We start from the raw sequence: 17,691 nt of genomic DNA, 5'->3' as shown, positions 1-17,691 counted from the left end.
CTGATTCTAGTTATATCGTATCAAAAAAGAGAAGATAACGGTTATAAAGAGCAACGTTTTTTCTTCGTCTTGAGTTTTATTAATAAGTTAAGTAAACGATCTAATTCTTGGCTGAAAGAAATCACTTTATGATGAGTGAATCCGTATCGTTCAACGAGATAGATTAACTCTTTCTTTTTCGCTTCTATTCGATTGTTTAGTTTCGATAAGTTCATAAGTGGAATATAATGCCTCCTACAAAAGTATTTATCACATAAAAAATAAGACCGAATGAATTCGGTCTTCAAGGAAATAATAAAACAACTTACAAATAGCATACACTGTTTATCCGTAGTTTTTAATATAAAAATGAAAAATAAATCATTATACATATTGAGAAAGATGTGTCTGATAATTTTTAAAAACTGATGCAAAGAGGCTGCCTACATAGTAGACAGCCTGTAAAGTATTAACCCTTATGATATTTGTACATCCAAAGAAGACCAGATTTTAATAATCTCGGTACACGTCCCATTAACGGTTGGTTTGCGAGTAAACCAAATCCGTGTTTTTTACCAAGAGATCCTAGAACACCTTTTAATTTAATAACAGGTAGTTCATCAGGGAGTGGTTCATTATTCCAACGTTTTAATAATATTTGGACAATTTGTTCTCCTTGACCTTCAGCAAGTTGGGCAGATGGTGCATGTGGAAGTGCTGCGCAATCTCCTACAACGTAAACATGCTCGTTGTTTGGAATATTGTGATATTTCGTTAAGACAACCCGTCCGCTACCATCTTGTTCAACTGGAAGGTTTCGAACAACTTCATTTGCTTGAATACCAGCTGTCCAGACAATTGCATCACATTCAAGTGGTTCATCGTGGTTGTACACAATATTTGGTTCTACTTTTGTAATGTTAGAGTTTCGTATAATGTTAACTTTATGCTTTACAAACCATTCTTCTACATATCTACTTAATTTCTCTGGATATGGGAATAAAATTCTATCTTTTCGATCAAATAAATAGATTTTTAAATCAGAACGGCTTTCACGAAGTTCACTTGCTACTTCAACGCCACTTAAGCCAGCACCAACAACAGCTACTGTTGCATTTGGTTCTAGACTATTTAATTGTTCATATGTTTTACGTGTTTGTTCAATTGATTGTAGACTATGTGTATATTCCCTAGCCCCAGGAACGTTATGATATTTATCTTCACAGCCAAGTCCGATAATTAAGTCATCATATTGGATTGCTTCGCCGCCATCGAGATGAACAGCTTTTTCTTCGAGGTCAATATTTGTTATTGTGCCGTATTGAATATTGAGGCGTGGGTGTTCAGGAAACGGTATACGAATATGCGTTTCTGAAATAGTACCCGCAACTAATGCATAATATTCAGTTTTGAAGCAATGATATGGTACTTTGTCGATTAATGTCACTTGTACATCATCTGGAAGTTGGTTGCTTGGAAGTAGCCTTTGCAGAATTCTCATTCCACCGTAGCCGCCACCTAGTATTACGAGGTGTTTCATGATGGATTACCCCTTTTCTGTTGAAATATCCCCTAATCATAAAATTTTATATTAATAAAATATTTTGACTTTACTCAATCAAATTATATCGAATTTGTGAACAAATAACAATGCATGAATGAATACTCTGTTGTACAATAAGAAGAAAAGTAAAATAAACTGTTTTTCCTTTGTAGTTACTATTTCATTGGAAGTAGCATGTTATATAGAAGAAGTCATCTACTTTGAAGTGAAGTAATGAAGTAACTAAATAGTTTAGACTGTGTAACGAAAACAACAAGAAACAGCTTAGTTTTCTTCTTATAGATAAAGTGAAAAGGTAATTTGTTTTGTAGTACAGGGGGGAGAATTTTGATTAAACCATTAATTGAATTTTGTGTAGGTAACCTTGCAAGTGGTTCACAAGCAGCTCTAGAAAAATTAGAAAAAGATCCGAATTTAGATGTAATGGAGTACGGTTGTCTAGGGTATTGTGGTATTTGTTTTGAAGGACCGTTTGCACTTGTAAATGGTGAAGTTGTACAAGGTACAACAGTAGAAGAGCTTGTTAATAATGTATATGAGTATTTGGATGAAAATCCAATGTTTTAAGGTGTTGCGAATTAGCAGCACCTTTTCCATTAGATAAAACTTTATTTTGTGGGGAAGACTAATGCTGATTATTAGCCTTCCCAATTGAAAATAGTGGGATAAATAAAAAAAGGCCCTTTTTAGAAGGGCTTTTTTCTTACACAAATTGTGTAAGAGTGGCTCATCGCCAAACGTTGTCAAATATGAGAAACGGGGGACATTCATATTGTGTTCTAAAAGCATGCATTTTATACTTAACATAACAAATTATTTTTGGAGTGAATATAAATGAGCCAATTTTCTTTTACAAAAATGCATGGTCTTGGCAATAGTTATATATATGTAAATATGTTTGAAGAGCAAATTCCTGAAGAAGATTTAGCCCTTGTGGCCGAAAAGGTTTCAAATATTAATACTGGTATTGGAGCAGACGGGATGATTTTAATTTGCCCTTCAGACGTAGCTCCGGTGAAAATGCGCATGTTTAATAATGATGGTTCTGAAGGAAAGAGCTGTGGTAATGGTTTGCGCTGCGTAGCGAAATATGCGTATGAGCATAAACTAGTAGAAGAAACAGTTTTCACAATTGAAACGTTAGCTGGTATTGTAACGGCTGAAGTAACAGTAGAAGATGGTGTCGTGACATTAGCGAAAATCGATATGGGGGCACCGCGTCTAACACGTGCAGAAATACCGATGCTTGGTGAAGGTGAAACGCCATTTATTCGTGAAAACTTCTTATATAATAATCATCGTTATGCATTTACAGCTGTTTCAATGGGAAATCCGCATGCGGTTATTTTGGTTGATGATGTAGAAAAAGCACCTCTTACAACACTTGGACCAGTCCTCGAGACACATGAAATGTTTCCAGAGCGAGTAAATGTTGAGTTTATCGAAATTTTGAATGATGACGAGATGAACTTCCGCGTTTGGGAACGTGGATCTGGTGTAACGCAAGCTTGCGGAACAGGAGCGTGCGCTGCAGTTGTAGCTGCTATTTTAAATGGAAAGATGGAACGCGGTAAGGAAATTACTGTTCATTTAGCTGGTGGCGATTTAATGATTGCGTGGACTGAAGAAGGAAACGTGTTGATGAAAGGCCCTGCGGAAGTAATTTGCCGCGGAGTGTATGAGTACAAGATAGAAGCGTAAAGATGTATAATGGACTAAGAACAGAAAGGAAGGTGTATTTCATGATTGAAGTAACAGAACAAGCAGCTTTTCAAATTAAAGATATGTTAAAAGATGCTGAAGATGGAGAGAAGTATGTGCGCCTTGCTGTACACGGCGGCGGATGTAGCGGTCTTTCTTACGGCTTAGGATTTGAAGTAGAACCAAAAGAAGACGACACAGTTCTTGAGTTTTTCGGTGTTGAATTTGTTATCGATACAGAAAGTGCTCCAATTGTTAAAGGAGTAAAAATTGACTATAAACAATCTATGCTTGGCGGCGGATTCACAATTGATAATCCAAACGCAATCGCATCATGCGGATGTGGATCATCTTTCCGTACAGCGACGAATGCTGGTAAGCCAGAAGAGTGCTAAGTTTTTAGCAGAAATAGAGAAAGACCTTTTTAGCGATGAAATAAAATCGTTAAGGAGGTCTTTTCTTTTGGCGTAAAAGTCCAATTGATAAGGGAATGACAGTCTCCAAAGTAAAGAAATAATTATTATCTTACAAAAGTGTAATGTTCATGTCATGTTTTTGAATTTCTTCTTTAAGCTCTGGGCTTTAAGATAAGACTATAAGAAAAAACATATGAGGTGAAGGAAATGAAAAGGTACATTGCACTATTTAGTATTTTAGTTGTATTTGCAAGTTTGTTAGTTGGTTGTGATTTAAACCGTATGGGTAAAGATGAGTACTACGTTCAAATTACAGTAGATGGAAAAGAAGTTCATAGTAAAGCTGATAATGGTCAAAAATATAAAGATTATGAGTATAAGCTAACTGGCTTTGATAAAGACGGTAAAGAGAAAGAATTAGAATTCACAGCTCAAAAAAACTTACGTAAAGATGCATTCCTACGCGTATACCACTCAGATAAAAAAGGTGTTTCGGCTTGGGAAGAAGTAAAGAAAGATGAGCTTCCAGCGAAAGTGAAAGAAAAATTAGGTGCAAAATAAGAAAGAAAAAAGGAATTGACGAACAGGGTCAATTCCTTTTTATATTTTCAAAATCCTCTTCTGAAATGACTGTAAGTCCGTGTCTTTTGAATAAAGCAGTTGTTACCCCGTAACCAGTTTGTTTATTCCCGTTAAATTCTCCGGTGTAAATTGTAGAACTACCACAAGATGGACTACGCTCTTTCAAAATAATATATTCTGGGTGCAAATCTTTGATTTGTTCTAGTGCTTTATAAGCACCACTCACGAAAGACTCCGTGACATCTTCACCGTCTTTTGTCATCACTTTCGCTTTTCCGTCTAAAACGTCGTCGCCATTCCCGCCAATAATTTCAGCTGAGGGGCGAGGTGTTGGCAATCCTCCTAATACTTCAGGACAAATGAGGACTGTATCTTCTTTTTGCAAAAGCTCCTCTATTTTTGAAACGAGATTGTCATTTCCATCATACCGACAAGCGATACCACCTAAACAAGCACTAATTACGATCATATTTTCATCTCCAATAAAAAATATTAACTATCACGCCAATTTTTCTTCCTGCCTCTTATTTATAAGTGAGGTGATAAAAATGGGAAGCTTATATAATTTAATGAAACCATATAGTGAATTTCAAAGTAAAGAAGAGTTTAATACATATCAAAAACAAGTTTTGAAATATTATCGATTTCAATTAAATAAAACGGATGCTACCATTATTCATTTTTTAGGAAAGTATGCGGTGAATGAGAAACAAAAAACAGTAGGGGTCGCTTGTCCGTTAATGGAGACGATTGCGACGAATGTTGGAAAGAGTATTCGTACAGTACGCCGTTCAATTGCAAAGTTAGAGGAACTAGGAATTATAAAGCGTGTTGCAACAAAAGAGAGACATAAGCGCGGTGGGTATAGTGCGAACTTATATGTATTTCTTACATCTGCGATTGACCGCATGGATGACCGTATGCAAATGTCCGCTTGTAAAAGTGAGGATAATGCAACTGGCTGTAGTAAAAATGAGCAAAAAAGCGCTGGGGAAACAATTCTTTCTAAAAACATTCCACAAATAAAAGAGAAAAGAAAAGGAACGTACGAGCTTGATGAGACGTATTGCCGTCATGATATACCGAAGCCTTTTATATATGCACTTCTGCCGATGACGAGTAATCCGAAGAAAATTAATATATTTTGGAGTAAGGTGGAGCTTGCATATAAAAAGAGTGGGTTACTAGAACAAGGTGTTTTACTAGAGCAAATATTAGCTGACGAAGAAGTGTATGGAAATTTAATTTGGCGTGTGAAAAGTGTTGTAAGGGCATATAAATATGGGGAAATTCGTAAAGACATTGGGGCACTTTTATACAGTACAGTGCGAGATTTATTTTTAGAGGTTGGATTAGAATGGGGAGCAGCATTAAGGAGAAGTAAGGGAATATCACTATTTGATCCATTCAAAAAAGAGCCATGTGTATAATACATGACTCTAATTAGCTAATCGAACTTCCTTACAACTGGAACACGAATCGCTACAAATAGTACGAAGACGATAACAGCTATTGCACCGCTTTTCATAACGGTTACGATTGGAATTCCTATTGCAAGCGCGATGGATGTGAATGCATAAGAAAGCGGGATAAAGCCCATTGATGATAGCATAAGCAAACTCATTACGCGCCCCATCATTTCTTCTTTTACTGTCGATTGAATCATCGCCATCAGTGGAACGATAGCCATTGCGATTGTAATACCGTAAAACATGCCAGCTAATAATGCTTGCCATAGTACGGTACTAAAGTTGATGGATAAGAAGAAGACACCAGACAGTAGCATCATGATAATGCAAAATAGACCGCGTCTACGATTAATATTTTTTAAACCGACAATGACCGCACCGATTGCCATTCCGCCGCCGACAGACGCTTCTAAGTAACTAAACTGGAGCGAATCACCATGCAGCACGTTTTTAACAAAAAGCGGGAAACCAACTTGCATCGGGCCGATTAAAAATAAGTTTAAAAAAGCGCTACAAATAAGGAAAGTTGAAAGGAATGGCGATTCCTTTACATATAAGATTCCTTCTTTAATGGAAGTGAACATACCTTTATCTGTATCTTTTAGTTCTGGCATCGTAAATTGTATTTTTTGAACGAGTATGGCTGCGACAATCAGTAATAAAATTGTAATAGAAAATATTGTCTCGTAGTTTGTAAATTTGATCAGAATTCCGCCAAGTACAGGGCCTAAGATGACCGATGCTTGGTTCGTCATTTGTGTAAGTGAATTCGCTTGTGTTAACCGGCTTTTTTCTACCAATTCAGGTAAGATAGATCCATCTGCTGACCAGAAAAAAGCATCAGCAAGTCCAAAGAATAAAGCGAATAAAGCAAATGTATATAGTGTTACATCACCAACGATAAACCATGTGAGAATGGTTGCGACAAGAATCGCTCGAATAATATTGGAGTAAAACATAATATTTTTTTTCGGGAATTTATCAGCTACAGCGCCGCCGATAATCATAAAAATAAGCCTTGGAACACTAAGAGCTACGAAAACAACACCGAGTGAAGCTTCAAGGTTTAATGTTTTTGCTATGTACCACGTTTGTGAAAAAGTAAAAAAGGCTAAAGCAAAGCTTGAAAAAAGAGTAGCTGCCCAAAGAAAAAGGAAATTCGTATTTTTTAATAACGGTTTTCCGCTTCCTTCTAAAGCAGTTTTATTTTGTTGTAGTTCCTCCATATTGCTTCCTTTCTATGTGACAAATTTAAACTAAAAAACCAGTAAACGCCCGATTGGTGAGGGCTAATACTTAATGGGAGATGCCCCCACTGATTATAGTTTCACTTTATACAGTTTCTAATATTTCTATACTGCACTTTCTCATTGTAGACAATAATAATGAATTTGCCCAGTAGCTATTTAACGACAAAAAAAGATGCCGAATGGGCATCTTTTTTTAGGCTAACGCAATATAAATATCCAATTGTGCATGATTTGGGTCTAATGCTCTTTCGTCGTAAAGCTCGAAGTCTGTTGTGAAGGCACGTTTATTTTCTTTCGACCATTGCCAAATATATTCCCAAGCTTCGCAAACGACTTCAGCAACTGGTCCCTTTCTCGTTATAAATACCGCATATGTAGCAGCAGGTATTGTTAAAGTTGTCATATTTTCAGGAACGTCTTCTAATGAAGAAACGGTCGTACCGATTGTGAATGTATATGTACCAGTTTCATCTGATTCGTAGTTTGAGTAGAAAGCAAATGTTGCTTTCGTTTTTTGGTTTGGGATGTGATGCATCATTTGTTCTTGAAAGTATCGGTTCCAGAGCTCGGGAATTTTTCCTTCAGTAGATGCCTCTCTTTCGTTAGTCGTCGTAATCGAAACGCCGATTGCTTGGAAAGCTTCTTTTTTTACGATAATGGGTTCGTTTATCATTACAAATTCCTCCTTTAAAATAAGAACATATGTTCCTCAATAATATAACATATTTTTACATGTAACGGTTATTGTTTTTTGAAAATTTTAATCATAAATAACAAACTGAAATTACTAAAAATGGTAAAATTTCTATTGTATGTATGAATAGATTAAGAGATATGTTAAGCTTTTTGTGTATCCTTAAACTGTTATATAAACCTATACAATAGGGCATTTTTTACTATGTTAAAAAATGGTGAAGGTTTGTATAAGTGTCCGATATATATATGCTATTTTTGATAAATTAAAATAGTAATATTCTATGAGATTTATATTGTTGACATTGGGATTTCAACGATACATTTTCGTAGGTCGGATTGTTGCGAGTGGATATATATTGCTATGTATACGGCTACGAAATTAAGTAGACGGATAGCAAGCATATAGAAAGGAGAAAGGTAGAAAATATGAAACAAGTATTGAAGTGTTTTAATGTCGTAACAATGATCACACTTCTCCTATCCATCATATTGCCTTCACCCAGTGCTTTTGCAGAGATAAATAAAAAAAGCTGGGATGAGTTACAAGGAAATGATGTGAAAATTAAGGCAGAGCAAGTAAATGCCGAAATATATAAGGGGGAAGTAGCTAAGAGGGAGCACGTTTTTCAATATACGATTGAAAATACGGGAGATACACCAATTCAAGAATTGGTGCTTAAACAAAGTAATGAAAATGAAATTACGTTCCTCTCGCAATCTGTGAAAGTAAACGGAGAGAAGTTACCTGAAAATAAAGTAGCGGATTTCTATGTAGAAGAAAAAGATAAGGGAGGAAAACTTCTTTCTTCTAATCTTAAAATTCGAGATTTAAAATCACACGAAAAAATGACGGTGCTAATAAAGGCTAGCCGCACGCAGCATTTTAATAAAGAATACAAACAAAAGATTAGTGTGCAAAAAGATCAAGTACAAATAGGAAACATGTCTGTAGATGTTGAGGGAATCCCTTCTGAAGAAAAGGTAGCAGCTAATGCCGATGAGGAGGCTGACAGTAGTAAGAAAGAAGTTGGCCCATCAGCTAATAATACAATTAAAAAAGTTGATGAAAAGCTAAAAGTATCTGTGGAAGATAAAAATAACCCTACATCAAAAACAGAACTACCAAAACAACCAGTAACCGAAGCTGAGAAACAGCCAGAAAAAGAGGCAGTAAAGCAGAGTGTTGCAGAAGTACAAGCTGCATCAGAGAATGCTTCGAAGGTTCAAATGCAAACAGGGGATAAGCAAGGATTTGGAGATCCACTGTATTCTACAATTACTGCTGGTAATTTAGTACAGACTGGTAATGTAACACTTGGTTTGACGACCGATCATTATGGCAGACAAAGTCTGGGGTATAAGACGAATAAAATGACTGTGGACGTTGATAACGATGATAGTACTTTTAATTCGTCAACAGGAGCTTTTCCTAACATTCCTGCTGGAAGTAAAGTGAAAAAGGCTTATTTATTTTGGACAGCAGCTATGGGAACGCCAACTTATCCATCTAAAGAGTATAGAGTTAGCGATGCAGATGTAAGAGAGCCCGTTAAAATGAAAATGGGGAATAAAGGATACGCTGAAGTAAGTGCTGATAGTATACGAAAAGCGGATTATTTACCGTATATTTCAAATTACTCGGGTGCTGGTGCCGGTTATGTTGCATATGCTGACGTAACAAATGTAATTGCACAGCAAGGTATTTCTCAAACGGTGACAGTTGCGAATGTGCCACAAATTAAATTTGAAAAAGGCAGTGGTTACTACTGGGGCAACTGGAATCTTATATTAGTTTATGAAAACCATAAAGAAACCGTAAAAGATATGAAGATTTGGGAAGGGCTAGTCTCTCAAAAAAGTACAGCCTGGACAGATATTAGTGTTAATAAAATAAACACACCAAAAGAAGGTGCTTTTAAAGCAAAATTTAGTTATTTTTCATCGCAAGGTGATCCAGCTGAGAAAGATGGATATGCCTATGATTATGGAGAATATGATTTTGGCGCTGGATATATAAAGATAAAAAATATTAACGGTAAAGATAATGATGCGAATGATTCTTCTATGACAGAAGTACAAGTAGACGGTACTAACGAGTTTGTTACAAAAAAATATCCAGGATATAACCCGGATTGGACAAATTCATTCAGTACTGACATTCATACGTATCATCTTGAAGGACCGACTCAAGTAAAGAATGATTTGAAAGAAGGAAAAATGCGTTTTAGAGCATATGCTGGTACTGGTGATATTTACGTATTAAACAACGCCACATTTGTTACAGAACATAATGCTCCAAACTTACAAGTTGATAAAAAGGCATTAGATAGTACCGGTAAAGAAATTAAGGAAATTAAAGCTGGTGAAGAGTTTACGTATCAAATTGAAGTGAAAAATGATACGAAAAATAATCAAGCGCCGGTATCGAATGTAAAAGGTTTTGATAAATTAGATGATCGTTTAGAGTATGTTCCGGGATCTATACAATATATTTCTGGAAGTAATAAAGGAAATAAAACAGATGATGCAAGCGATGATGAAGCGGAGTTTGTAAATAATCAAATTGATTTCCGTGTTGGTGAAGGTGCTAATGCTAAAGACGGCGGTGTTTTAAAGCCGGGGGAAAGTGCCGTTATTACATTCAAAGTAAAAGCGAAAGAATCTATAAAATCAGACACAACAATAAAAAATATTGTTGTTGTAAAGGGAGAAGATAGCGCCGAGATAAAGTATGAAACCGAAGATGAGGCAAATGTTCCGGTTACTACTCCAAAAGAAGTTCCGGGAGAAATAGAAGCTAAAAAAATAGCATCTAATAAAACACCGAAGCTAGGTGACGAGGTAGAGTATCGTATTACATTTAAAAATAAGACAAAAGATGGACGTCTAGATGTATTAACCATTGAAGATGAATTACCAAGCAATCTTGAATACGTGAAAGATAGTTTGAAAGCAGAAGGTGCAAAACCAGAGCCAGTAGAGCTGAAGTTTGAAAATGGAAAAGTAATTGCAAAGTATCCAGAAATTATGGATATGGAAGAAAGAAGTATCGTCTTTAAAACAAAAGTAAAAGAAACTGCAAAAATTGGTGAAGAAATTGTTAATAAAGCAACCGTTAGTGATAAAACAAATCCACCAAAGAATCTAGAAGAGAAGATTACACCACAGCATAAGGCCGGTAAAATTGCTGCAAAGAAAAAAGCAACAAATAAGAAGCCAAAGCTAGGAGAAGAATTTGAATATCAAATTAGCTTCCAAAATACGGTGGAAAACGGAAAACTAGATGCAGTTACAATAGAAGATGAAATTCCAGCTAACTTAGAATTTGTTCAAGGCAGTGAGAGAGCTGAAGGTGCTGAACCAAATCCAGTAGAGTTAAAAGTAGAAAATGGTAAGGTAATCGCAAAATATCCAGAGATTACGGATACAAAAGAGCGAAGCATTGCCTTTAAAGTGAAAGTAAAAGAAGAGGCAAAAGCCGGAGAAACGATTGTTAATAAAGCGGTTGTGAGTGAGCCGAATGGACAAACTGAGCATCCAGAAGAAAAGATTACGCCGGATTATAAATACGGTAAAGTGGATGTTGAAAAAAGCGTAACGAATCAAACACCAAAACTAGGAGAAGAAGTGGAATACCGAATTACATTTTATAATACGGTAGAAAACGGAAAACTAGAAAAGGTGCTAGTAGAAGATACACTACCTAAAGGTGTTGAATACGTGAAAGATAGTTTGAAAGCTGAAGGTATAAAACCAGAGCCAGTAGAACTAAAAGTGGAAGACGGCAAAGTAATGGCAAAGTATCCAGAAATTACGGATACAGAAAAAAGAAGTATTGTTTTTAAAGTGAAAGTAAAAGATTCGGCAAAAGTAGGGGAGGCAATCGTAAATAAAGCAATTGCAAAAGATCCGAAAAATGAGCCTGTTGAATCAAAGGTTGTTATTACACCGCAAAGTAAAAAAGGTGAAATTGCTGCTACAAAGGTAGTTAATAATAAGAAGCCAAAGTTAGGCGAGGAAATCGAGTACCGCATTAGTTTTCATAATACGGTTGAGAACGGAAAACTTGAAGAGGTGCGAGTGGAAGATACAATTCCAAAAGGTCTTGAATATGTAGAAAATAGTATCAAGGCCGAAGGAGAAGCACCTGGACCAGTAGAATTAGCTGTTGAAAATGGAATAATCAAAGCTAAGTATATCGATATTATGGATATGAAAGAAAGAAGTATCGTCTTTAAAGTAAAGGTGAAGGAAGAAGCAAAAGTAGATAAAGAGATTGTCAATAAAGCAATTGTTGATGATACGAAAAATCCACCGATTGAGCCGGAAGAAAGAATTACTCCGCAACATAAGGATGGAATAATTGATTCGAAGAAGACAGTAGATAATCTATCACCAAAACTAGGAGAAGAAGTAGAATACCGAATTAGCTTTAAAAATACGGTAGAAAACGGAAAACTAGAAAAGGTAACGATAGAGGATACAATTCCTAACGGTTTAGAGTATGTAAAAGGCAGTGAAAAGGCTGAAGGTGATAAACCAGCTCCATTAAAGTTAAGTGTGAAAGATGGAAAAGTCATTGCTGAATACGACAATATTACAGATATGAAAGAAAGAAGTATTGTCTTTAAGGTAAAGGTGAAGGAAGAAGCGGAAGTAGGTAAGGAAATCATCAATAAAGCAATTGTTGATGATATGAAGCATCCGAAAGAACCAGAAGCAAAAATCACACCATTACACAAAGATGGAAAAATTAAAGCGAAGAAAATCGTAAATAATGAAACACCGAAGTTAGGAGAAGAAGTAGAATACCGAATTAGTATGAAAAATACGGTTAAGTACGGAAAGCTAACAGACGTGATAATAGAGGATACTTTACCAGAAGGTTTAGAGTATGTAGAAAATAGTTTGAAAGCAGAAGGTGCCGGAACAGATTCAGTAGAGCTGAAATTTGAAAACGGTAAGGTAATGGCAAAATATCCAGAAATTATGGATACAGAAGAAAGAAGTATCGTTTTTAAAGTGAAAGTAAAAGAAGAAGTAACAGTTGGTAAAAAAATCATTAATAAAGCAACTATTGATGATTCACAAAACAAGCCAGTTAATCCGACAGCGGAAATTATTCCTCAGTATAAAGATGGAAAACTTGAAGCGAAAAAGATGGTAAATAATGAAACGCCGAAGTTAGGAGAAGAAGTGGAATACCGAATCAGCTTTAAAAATACGGTAGAACATGGAAAGCTAACAGAGGTAAAAATAGAAGATGATTTACCTAATGGATTAGAGTATGTGAAAGATAGTGTAAAAGCAGAAGGTTCTAAGCCAGATCCAGTGGAATTGAAATTTGAAAACGGTAAGGTAATGGCAAAGTATCCTGAGATTACAGATACAAAAGAGAGAAGTATTACCTTTAAAGTGAAAGTAAAAGGTAAAGTGAGCGATTCAATTGTTAATGAAGCGATTGTGAGCGATACGAAACATCCGCCAGAAACACCGACAGCAGAAATTATTCCGCAACATAAAGACGGAAAAGTGAAAGCGAAGAAGACGGTAAATAATGAAACGCCGAAGTTAGGAGAAGAAGTAGAATACCGAATTAGTTTTAAAAACACGGTAGAAGCTGGAAAACTAGCAGAGGTGAAAATAGAAGATACTTTACCCGAAGGTTTAGAGTACGTAGAAAACAGTGTGAAAGCAGAAGGTTCTAAGCCGGATCCAGTAGAATTGAAAGTGGAAAATGGTAAGGTAATGGCGAAGTATCCAGAGATTACGGATACAGAAGAAAGAAGTATCACTTTTAAAGTGAAAGTAAAAGATGAAGTGAAAGTCGGTAAAAAAATCGTCAATAAAGCAATTATTGATGATACGAAAAATGAGCCAGAAACACCGACGGCAGAAATTACTCCACAGCATAAAGACGGAAAAGTGGAAGCGAAGAAGACGGTAAATAATGAAACGCCGAAGTTAGGAGAAGAAGTGGAATACCGAATTAGCTTTAAAAATACGGTAGAAAACGGAAAGCTAGCAGAGTTAAAAATAGAAGACGATTTACCAAATGGATTAGAGTATGTGAAAGATAGTTTACGAGCAGAAGGTTCTAAGCCAGATCCGGTAGAACTGAAAGTGAAAGATGGAAAAGTAATCGCAAAATATCCAGAAATTACGGATACAGAAGAAAGAAGTATCGTCTTTAAAGCGAAAGTAAAAGAAGAATTTAAGGTTGGTGAAGGCATTGTCAATAAAGTAGTTGTTGATGATACAAAAGATCCAACAACTTCAGAAGTAACAATTACGCCAGAATATAAAGACGGTAAGCTTAAAGCAGAGAAATTTGTAAACAATAAAAAACCGAAATTAGGAGAAGAAGTAGAATACCGAATTAGTTTTAAAAACACGGTAGAAAACGGAAAACTAGTAGAGGTTACAGTAGAAGATGAAATTCCAGCTGGATTAGAGTACATGGAGAACAGTTTACAAGCAGAAGGATCTAAGCCTAGTCCAGTAGAATTGAAATTTGAAAACGGTAAGGTAATGGCAAAGTATCTAGAAATTACCGATACAAAAGAAAGAAGTATTATCTTTAAAGTGAAAGTAAAAGAAGAGGTAGAAATAGGTAAGGAGATTGTTAATAAAGCAATCGTAGTAGATACAAAAAATAAGCCAGAAGAGCCTCATGTGGAAATTACTCCGCAATATAAAGATGGTAAAATTGCTGCGCAGAAAGTAGCAAATAATCATAAACCGAAACTAGGAGAAGAAGTAGAATACCGAATTAGTTTTAAAAACACGGTAGAAAACGGAAAACTAGTAGAGGTAAATATAAAGGATACATTACCAAATGGTTTAGAGTATGTAGAAGGCAGCATCACAGCAGAAGGTTCTAAACCGAAACCAGTAGAGCTACAGGTGAAAAATAATAAGGTAATGGCAAAGTATCCAGAAATTACAGATACAGAGGAAAGAAGTATTGTCTTTAAAGCGAAGGTAAAAGAAAGCGTAAAAGTGGGAGAAGAAATCGTAAATGAGGCAATTGTAGATGATACAAAGAATCTGCCAGAAGAGCCTTATGTACCGATTACACCACAATATAAAGATGGGAAAATTGAGGCAAGAAAAGAAGTAAGTAATCATGAACCGAAGTTAGGTGAGGAAATCGAATATCGAATTATTTTTAATAATACGGTGAAAGATGGAAAACTAGCAGAGGTAAAAATAGAAGATGAAATTCCAGCTGGATTAGAGTTTGTAGAAGGAAGCGAAAAGGCTGAAGGTGAAGAGCCAAAACCAGTGGAGTTGAAAGTAGAAAATGGTAAGGTAATGGCAAAGTATTCAGAGATTATGGATACGAAAGAAAGAAGTATCGTCTTTAAAGTGAAGGTGAAAGATTCAGTTGCAATAGGTAAAGACATCACAAATAAAGCGATTATCCATGTTGATGATCCGAACCATCCAGTAATTGATCCGACAGCAAAAATTACACCGCAATATAAAGACGGTAAAATTGCTACTCATAAAAAGGTGAATAATCATAAACCGAAGCTAGGGGAAGAAATCGAATACCGAATTTCATTTAATAATACGGTGAAAGATGGAAAACTGGCAGAGGTGAAAATTGAGGATGAAATTCCGTCTGGTTTAGAGTATGTGAAAGATAGTCTAAAAGCAGAAGGTGATAAGCCAGCACCAGTAGAGTTGAAAGAAGAAGCTGGTAAGGTTAGTGCGAAGTATGAAAATATCACTGACATGAAAGAAAGAAGCATTATCTTTAAAGTGAAGGTGAAAGATTCTGTTGAAGTGGACAAAGCAATTGTAAATAAAGCAATTGTTGATGATACAAAAAATCCACCAGAGCGACCAGAAGTAGAAATTACCCCGCAGCATAAAGACGGTAAAGTTAAAGCTGATAAAAAGGTAAATAAAAAAGATCCAAAGCTAGGAGAAGAAGTAGAGTACCGAATTAGTTTTAAAAATACGGTAGAAAACGGAAAACTAGCAGAAGTGAAAATTGAGGATCAATTACCAACTGGTTTAGAGTATGTGAAGGATAGTTTAAAATCAGAAGGTAATGAGCCAGCGCCAGTAGAGTTAAAAGAAGAAGCTGGGAAAATTACAGCGAAGTATGAAAATATTACTGATACAGCTGAGCGTAGTATTATCTTTAAAGTGAAAGTAACGGAAGTAGCAAAAGTCGGTAAGAAAATCGTGAATACGGCAATTGTGGATGATGACAATCCGAAGAATCCGCCGCAAAAACCAGAAGCGATTATTACGCCGGAGTATAAGGACGGAAAACTAAAAGCTGAGAAAACAGTAAATAATCCAGCTCCAAAATTAGGAGAAGAAGTAGAGTATCGAATTACTTTCCGTAACGTAGTAGAGCATGGAAAAGTAGCGAAGGTGAAGATTAAGGATGAATTACCAACTGGCTTAGAGTTTGTAGAAGGTAGTGAAAGAGCCGAGGGAGAGAATCCGAAACCGTTGTATGTGAAAGTGAAAAACGGAACCGTCCTTGCGGAATATCCAGAAATTACGGATATGAAAGAAAGAAGTATCGTCTTTAAAGTGAAAGTGAAAGAAAAAGCTAAAGTAGGCGAAGAGATTGTGAACAAGGCGATTGTGGAAGATACAATAAATCCACCAGAGCAACCGAATATCTCTATTCAGCCTCAATATAAAGATGGTGCATTACAAGCAGAAAAAACAGTAAGTAATCATGAACCAAAGTTAGGAGAAGAAGTAGAATATCGAATTAGCTTTGAAAATACGGTAGAGAACGGAAAACTAACTGAGGTAAAGGTAGAAGATGAAATTCCAGCCGGTTTAGAATATGTACAAGATAGTATAAAGTCTGATGGGCCGGAACCACATCCGGTGGAACTGAAAGTAGAGAATGGAAAAGTAACAGCAAAGTATCCAGAAATTACGGATACGAAAAAAAGAAGTATCATCTTTAAAGTGAGAGTACAAGAGACGGTACAAGTAGGAAAAGAGATTGTAAACAAGGCGATTGTTGATGATAATAATCCGACGACGCCGCCAGTTGAGTCACTTATACCAATCACACCGCAATATAAAGATGGGAAACTAGAGGCAAGGAAAGAAGTAAGTAATCATGAACCAAAGCTAGGGGAAGAAATTGAATATCGAATTACTTTTAACGGCACAGTAGATGGCGGGAAGTTAGTTGATGTAAAGATTGAAGATGAAATTCCGTCTGGTTTAGAGTATGTGAAAGATAGTCTGGAGGCCGTAGGTGATAAGCCTGTGCCTACAGAACTTAAAGTAGAGAATGGAAAAGTAACAGTGAAGTATCCAGAAATTACGGATACGAAAGAAAGAAGTGTCATCTTTAAAGTAAAGGTAAAAGAAACAGCAAAAGTTGGAGGAGAAATAACAAATAAAGCGATTATTGAAGTGGATGATCCGAAACATCCAGTTATAGAACCGACAGCGAAAATAAAGCCAGAATATAAAGATGGTAAGTTAACAGCAGCGAAGACAGTAAGTAATAAAGAGCCAAAGCTAGGAGAAGAAGTAGAATACCGAATTAGCTTCAAAAATACGGTGGAAAACGGAAAACTAGATGTAGTTACAATAGAAGATGAAATTCCAGCCGGTTTAGAATACGTGCAAGGTAGTATTAGATTTGAAGGGGCTGAGCCAAATCCAATAGAGTTAAAAATGGAGTTTGGAAAAGTAATCGCCAAGTATCTAGAAATTACAGATACGAAAGAACGTAGTATTATTTTTAAAGCGAAGGTAAAAGAAGCGCCGAGTAAAGGGATAACAAATAAAGCAGTAGTGGACGATAAAATAAATCCGCCACTTGAGCCTACAGTTACAATTTTACCGAAAATAAAAGAAGATTTTAAGATACCAGAAGATCCGAAAGAACCGAAGGAGCCAGAAGTGAAACCGGAAGATCCGAAAGAACCGAAGGAGCCAGAAGTGAAACCAGAAGATCCGAAAGAGCCGAAGGAGCCAGAAGTGAAACCGGAAGATCCGAAAGAGCCGAAGGAGCCAGAAGTGAAACC

Annotated in this window: 11 protein-coding genes; 6 read left to right on the top strand and 5 right to left on the bottom strand. The window is 36.1% G+C overall.

Annotated elements, in window-relative coordinates; all coding sequences use genetic code 11:
* Positions 1–41 precede the first annotated feature (41 nt).
* The gene (locus tag MR136_RS08000) at positions 42–215 is read right to left on the bottom strand and encodes an aspartyl-phosphate phosphatase Spo0E family protein (protein ID WP_135277695.1); all 174 of its coding nucleotides are present in this window, start codon (positions 213–215) and stop codon (positions 42–44) included.
* 233 nt (positions 216–448) lie between these two features.
* Positions 449–1,519, bottom strand: a complete 1,071-nt coding sequence (locus MR136_RS07995; protein ID WP_000682068.1) for an NAD(P)/FAD-dependent oxidoreductase — start codon at positions 1,517–1,519, stop codon at positions 449–451.
* Positions 1,520–1,870: 351 nt separating this feature from the next.
* Here MR136_RS07995 and MR136_RS07990 point away from each other — a divergent pair, with 351 nt between their 5' ends.
* The 4 genes from MR136_RS07990 (at position 1,871) to MR136_RS07975 (ending at position 4,221) form a co-directional block, all read left to right on the top strand.
* The gene (locus MR136_RS07990; protein WP_088338249.1) at positions 1,871–2,110 is read left to right on the top strand and encodes a YuzB family protein; all 240 of its coding nucleotides are present in this window, start codon (positions 1,871–1,873) and stop codon (positions 2,108–2,110) included.
* A 267-nt stretch (positions 2,111–2,377) separates the two neighbouring features.
* Entirely contained in the window at positions 2,378–3,244 is an 867-nt protein-coding gene (gene dapF / locus MR136_RS07985) for a diaminopimelate epimerase (protein WP_000077400.1), read from the top strand.
* Between the two features lie 41 nt (positions 3,245–3,285).
* The gene (locus tag MR136_RS07980) at positions 3,286–3,639 is read left to right on the top strand and encodes a HesB/IscA family protein (RefSeq protein ID WP_000573826.1); all 354 of its coding nucleotides are present in this window, start codon (positions 3,286–3,288) and stop codon (positions 3,637–3,639) included.
* A gap of 228 nt (positions 3,640–3,867) precedes the next feature.
* Positions 3,868–4,221 (top strand): YxeA family protein, encoded by a 354-nt coding sequence (locus tag MR136_RS07975; protein ID WP_000833150.1) that lies wholly within the window; start codon positions 3,868–3,870, stop codon positions 4,219–4,221.
* A gap of 28 nt (positions 4,222–4,249) precedes the next feature.
* Here the strand turns inward: MR136_RS07975 and MR136_RS07970 are convergent, their stop codons facing one another.
* Positions 4,250–4,711 (bottom strand): 2-thiouracil desulfurase family protein, encoded by a 462-nt coding sequence (locus tag MR136_RS07970; RefSeq protein WP_088338248.1) that lies wholly within the window; start codon positions 4,709–4,711, stop codon positions 4,250–4,252.
* Positions 4,712–4,790: 79 nt separating this feature from the next.
* Between MR136_RS07970 and MR136_RS07965 the strand changes: the two genes are divergently transcribed.
* Entirely contained in the window at positions 4,791–5,672 is an 882-nt protein-coding gene (locus MR136_RS07965) for a helix-turn-helix domain-containing protein (protein ID WP_088338247.1), read from the top strand.
* Positions 5,673–5,689: 17 nt separating this feature from the next.
* Here the strand turns inward: MR136_RS07965 and MR136_RS07960 are convergent, their stop codons facing one another.
* Positions 5,690–6,937, bottom strand: coding sequence for an MFS transporter (locus MR136_RS07960; RefSeq protein ID WP_000391929.1), 1,248 nt, complete (start codon positions 6,935–6,937; stop codon positions 5,690–5,692).
* A 217-nt stretch (positions 6,938–7,154) separates the two neighbouring features.
* Positions 7,155–7,634 carry a GyrI-like domain-containing protein gene (locus MR136_RS07955; protein ID WP_242259311.1) on the bottom strand — a complete coding sequence of 160 codons (480 nt, stop codon included), beginning with the start codon at positions 7,632–7,634 and terminating at the stop codon, positions 7,155–7,157.
* A 449-nt stretch (positions 7,635–8,083) separates the two neighbouring features.
* Here MR136_RS07955 and MR136_RS07950 point away from each other — a divergent pair.
* Positions 8,084–17,691: isopeptide-forming domain-containing fimbrial protein (locus MR136_RS07950; protein WP_242259310.1), on the top strand; the 9,608-nt coding region annotated here is incomplete at its 3' end.

It is taken from the genome of Bacillus cereus group sp. BfR-BA-01311 (assembly GCF_022664295.1).
Taxonomy (GTDB): Bacteria; Bacillota; Bacilli; order Bacillales; family Bacillaceae_G; genus Bacillus_A; species Bacillus_A cereus.
Note: the sequence above shows the minus strand (reverse complement) of the source record. Positions and strands in the feature narration are given on the sequence as shown.

Excerpts from the sequence above, each read along its gene's own strand:
- MR136_RS07965 (WP_088338247.1), top strand. The coding sequence starts at position 4,791 with ATGGGAAGCTTATATAATTTAATGAAACCATATAGTGAATTTCAAAGT.
- MR136_RS07980 (WP_000573826.1), top strand. The coding sequence starts at position 3,286 with ATGATTGAAGTAACAGAACAAGCAGCTTTTCAAATTAAAGATATGTTA.
- MR136_RS07960 (WP_000391929.1), bottom strand. The coding sequence starts at position 6,937 with ATGGAGGAACTACAACAAAATAAAACTGCTTTAGAAGGAAGCGGAAAA.
- dapF (WP_000077400.1), top strand. The coding sequence starts at position 2,378 with ATGAGCCAATTTTCTTTTACAAAAATGCATGGTCTTGGCAATAGTTAT.
- MR136_RS07995 (WP_000682068.1), bottom strand. The coding sequence starts at position 1,519 with ATGAAACACCTCGTAATACTAGGTGGCGGCTACGGTGGAATGAGAATT.
- MR136_RS07975 (WP_000833150.1), top strand. The coding sequence starts at position 3,868 with ATGAAAAGGTACATTGCACTATTTAGTATTTTAGTTGTATTTGCAAGT.
- MR136_RS07970 (WP_088338248.1), bottom strand. The coding sequence starts at position 4,711 with ATGATCGTAATTAGTGCTTGTTTAGGTGGTATCGCTTGTCGGTATGAT.
- MR136_RS08000 (WP_135277695.1), bottom strand. The coding sequence starts at position 215 with ATGAACTTATCGAAACTAAACAATCGAATAGAAGCGAAAAAGAAAGAG.
- MR136_RS07955 (WP_242259311.1), bottom strand. The coding sequence starts at position 7,634 with ATGATAAACGAACCCATTATCGTAAAAAAAGAAGCTTTCCAAGCAATC.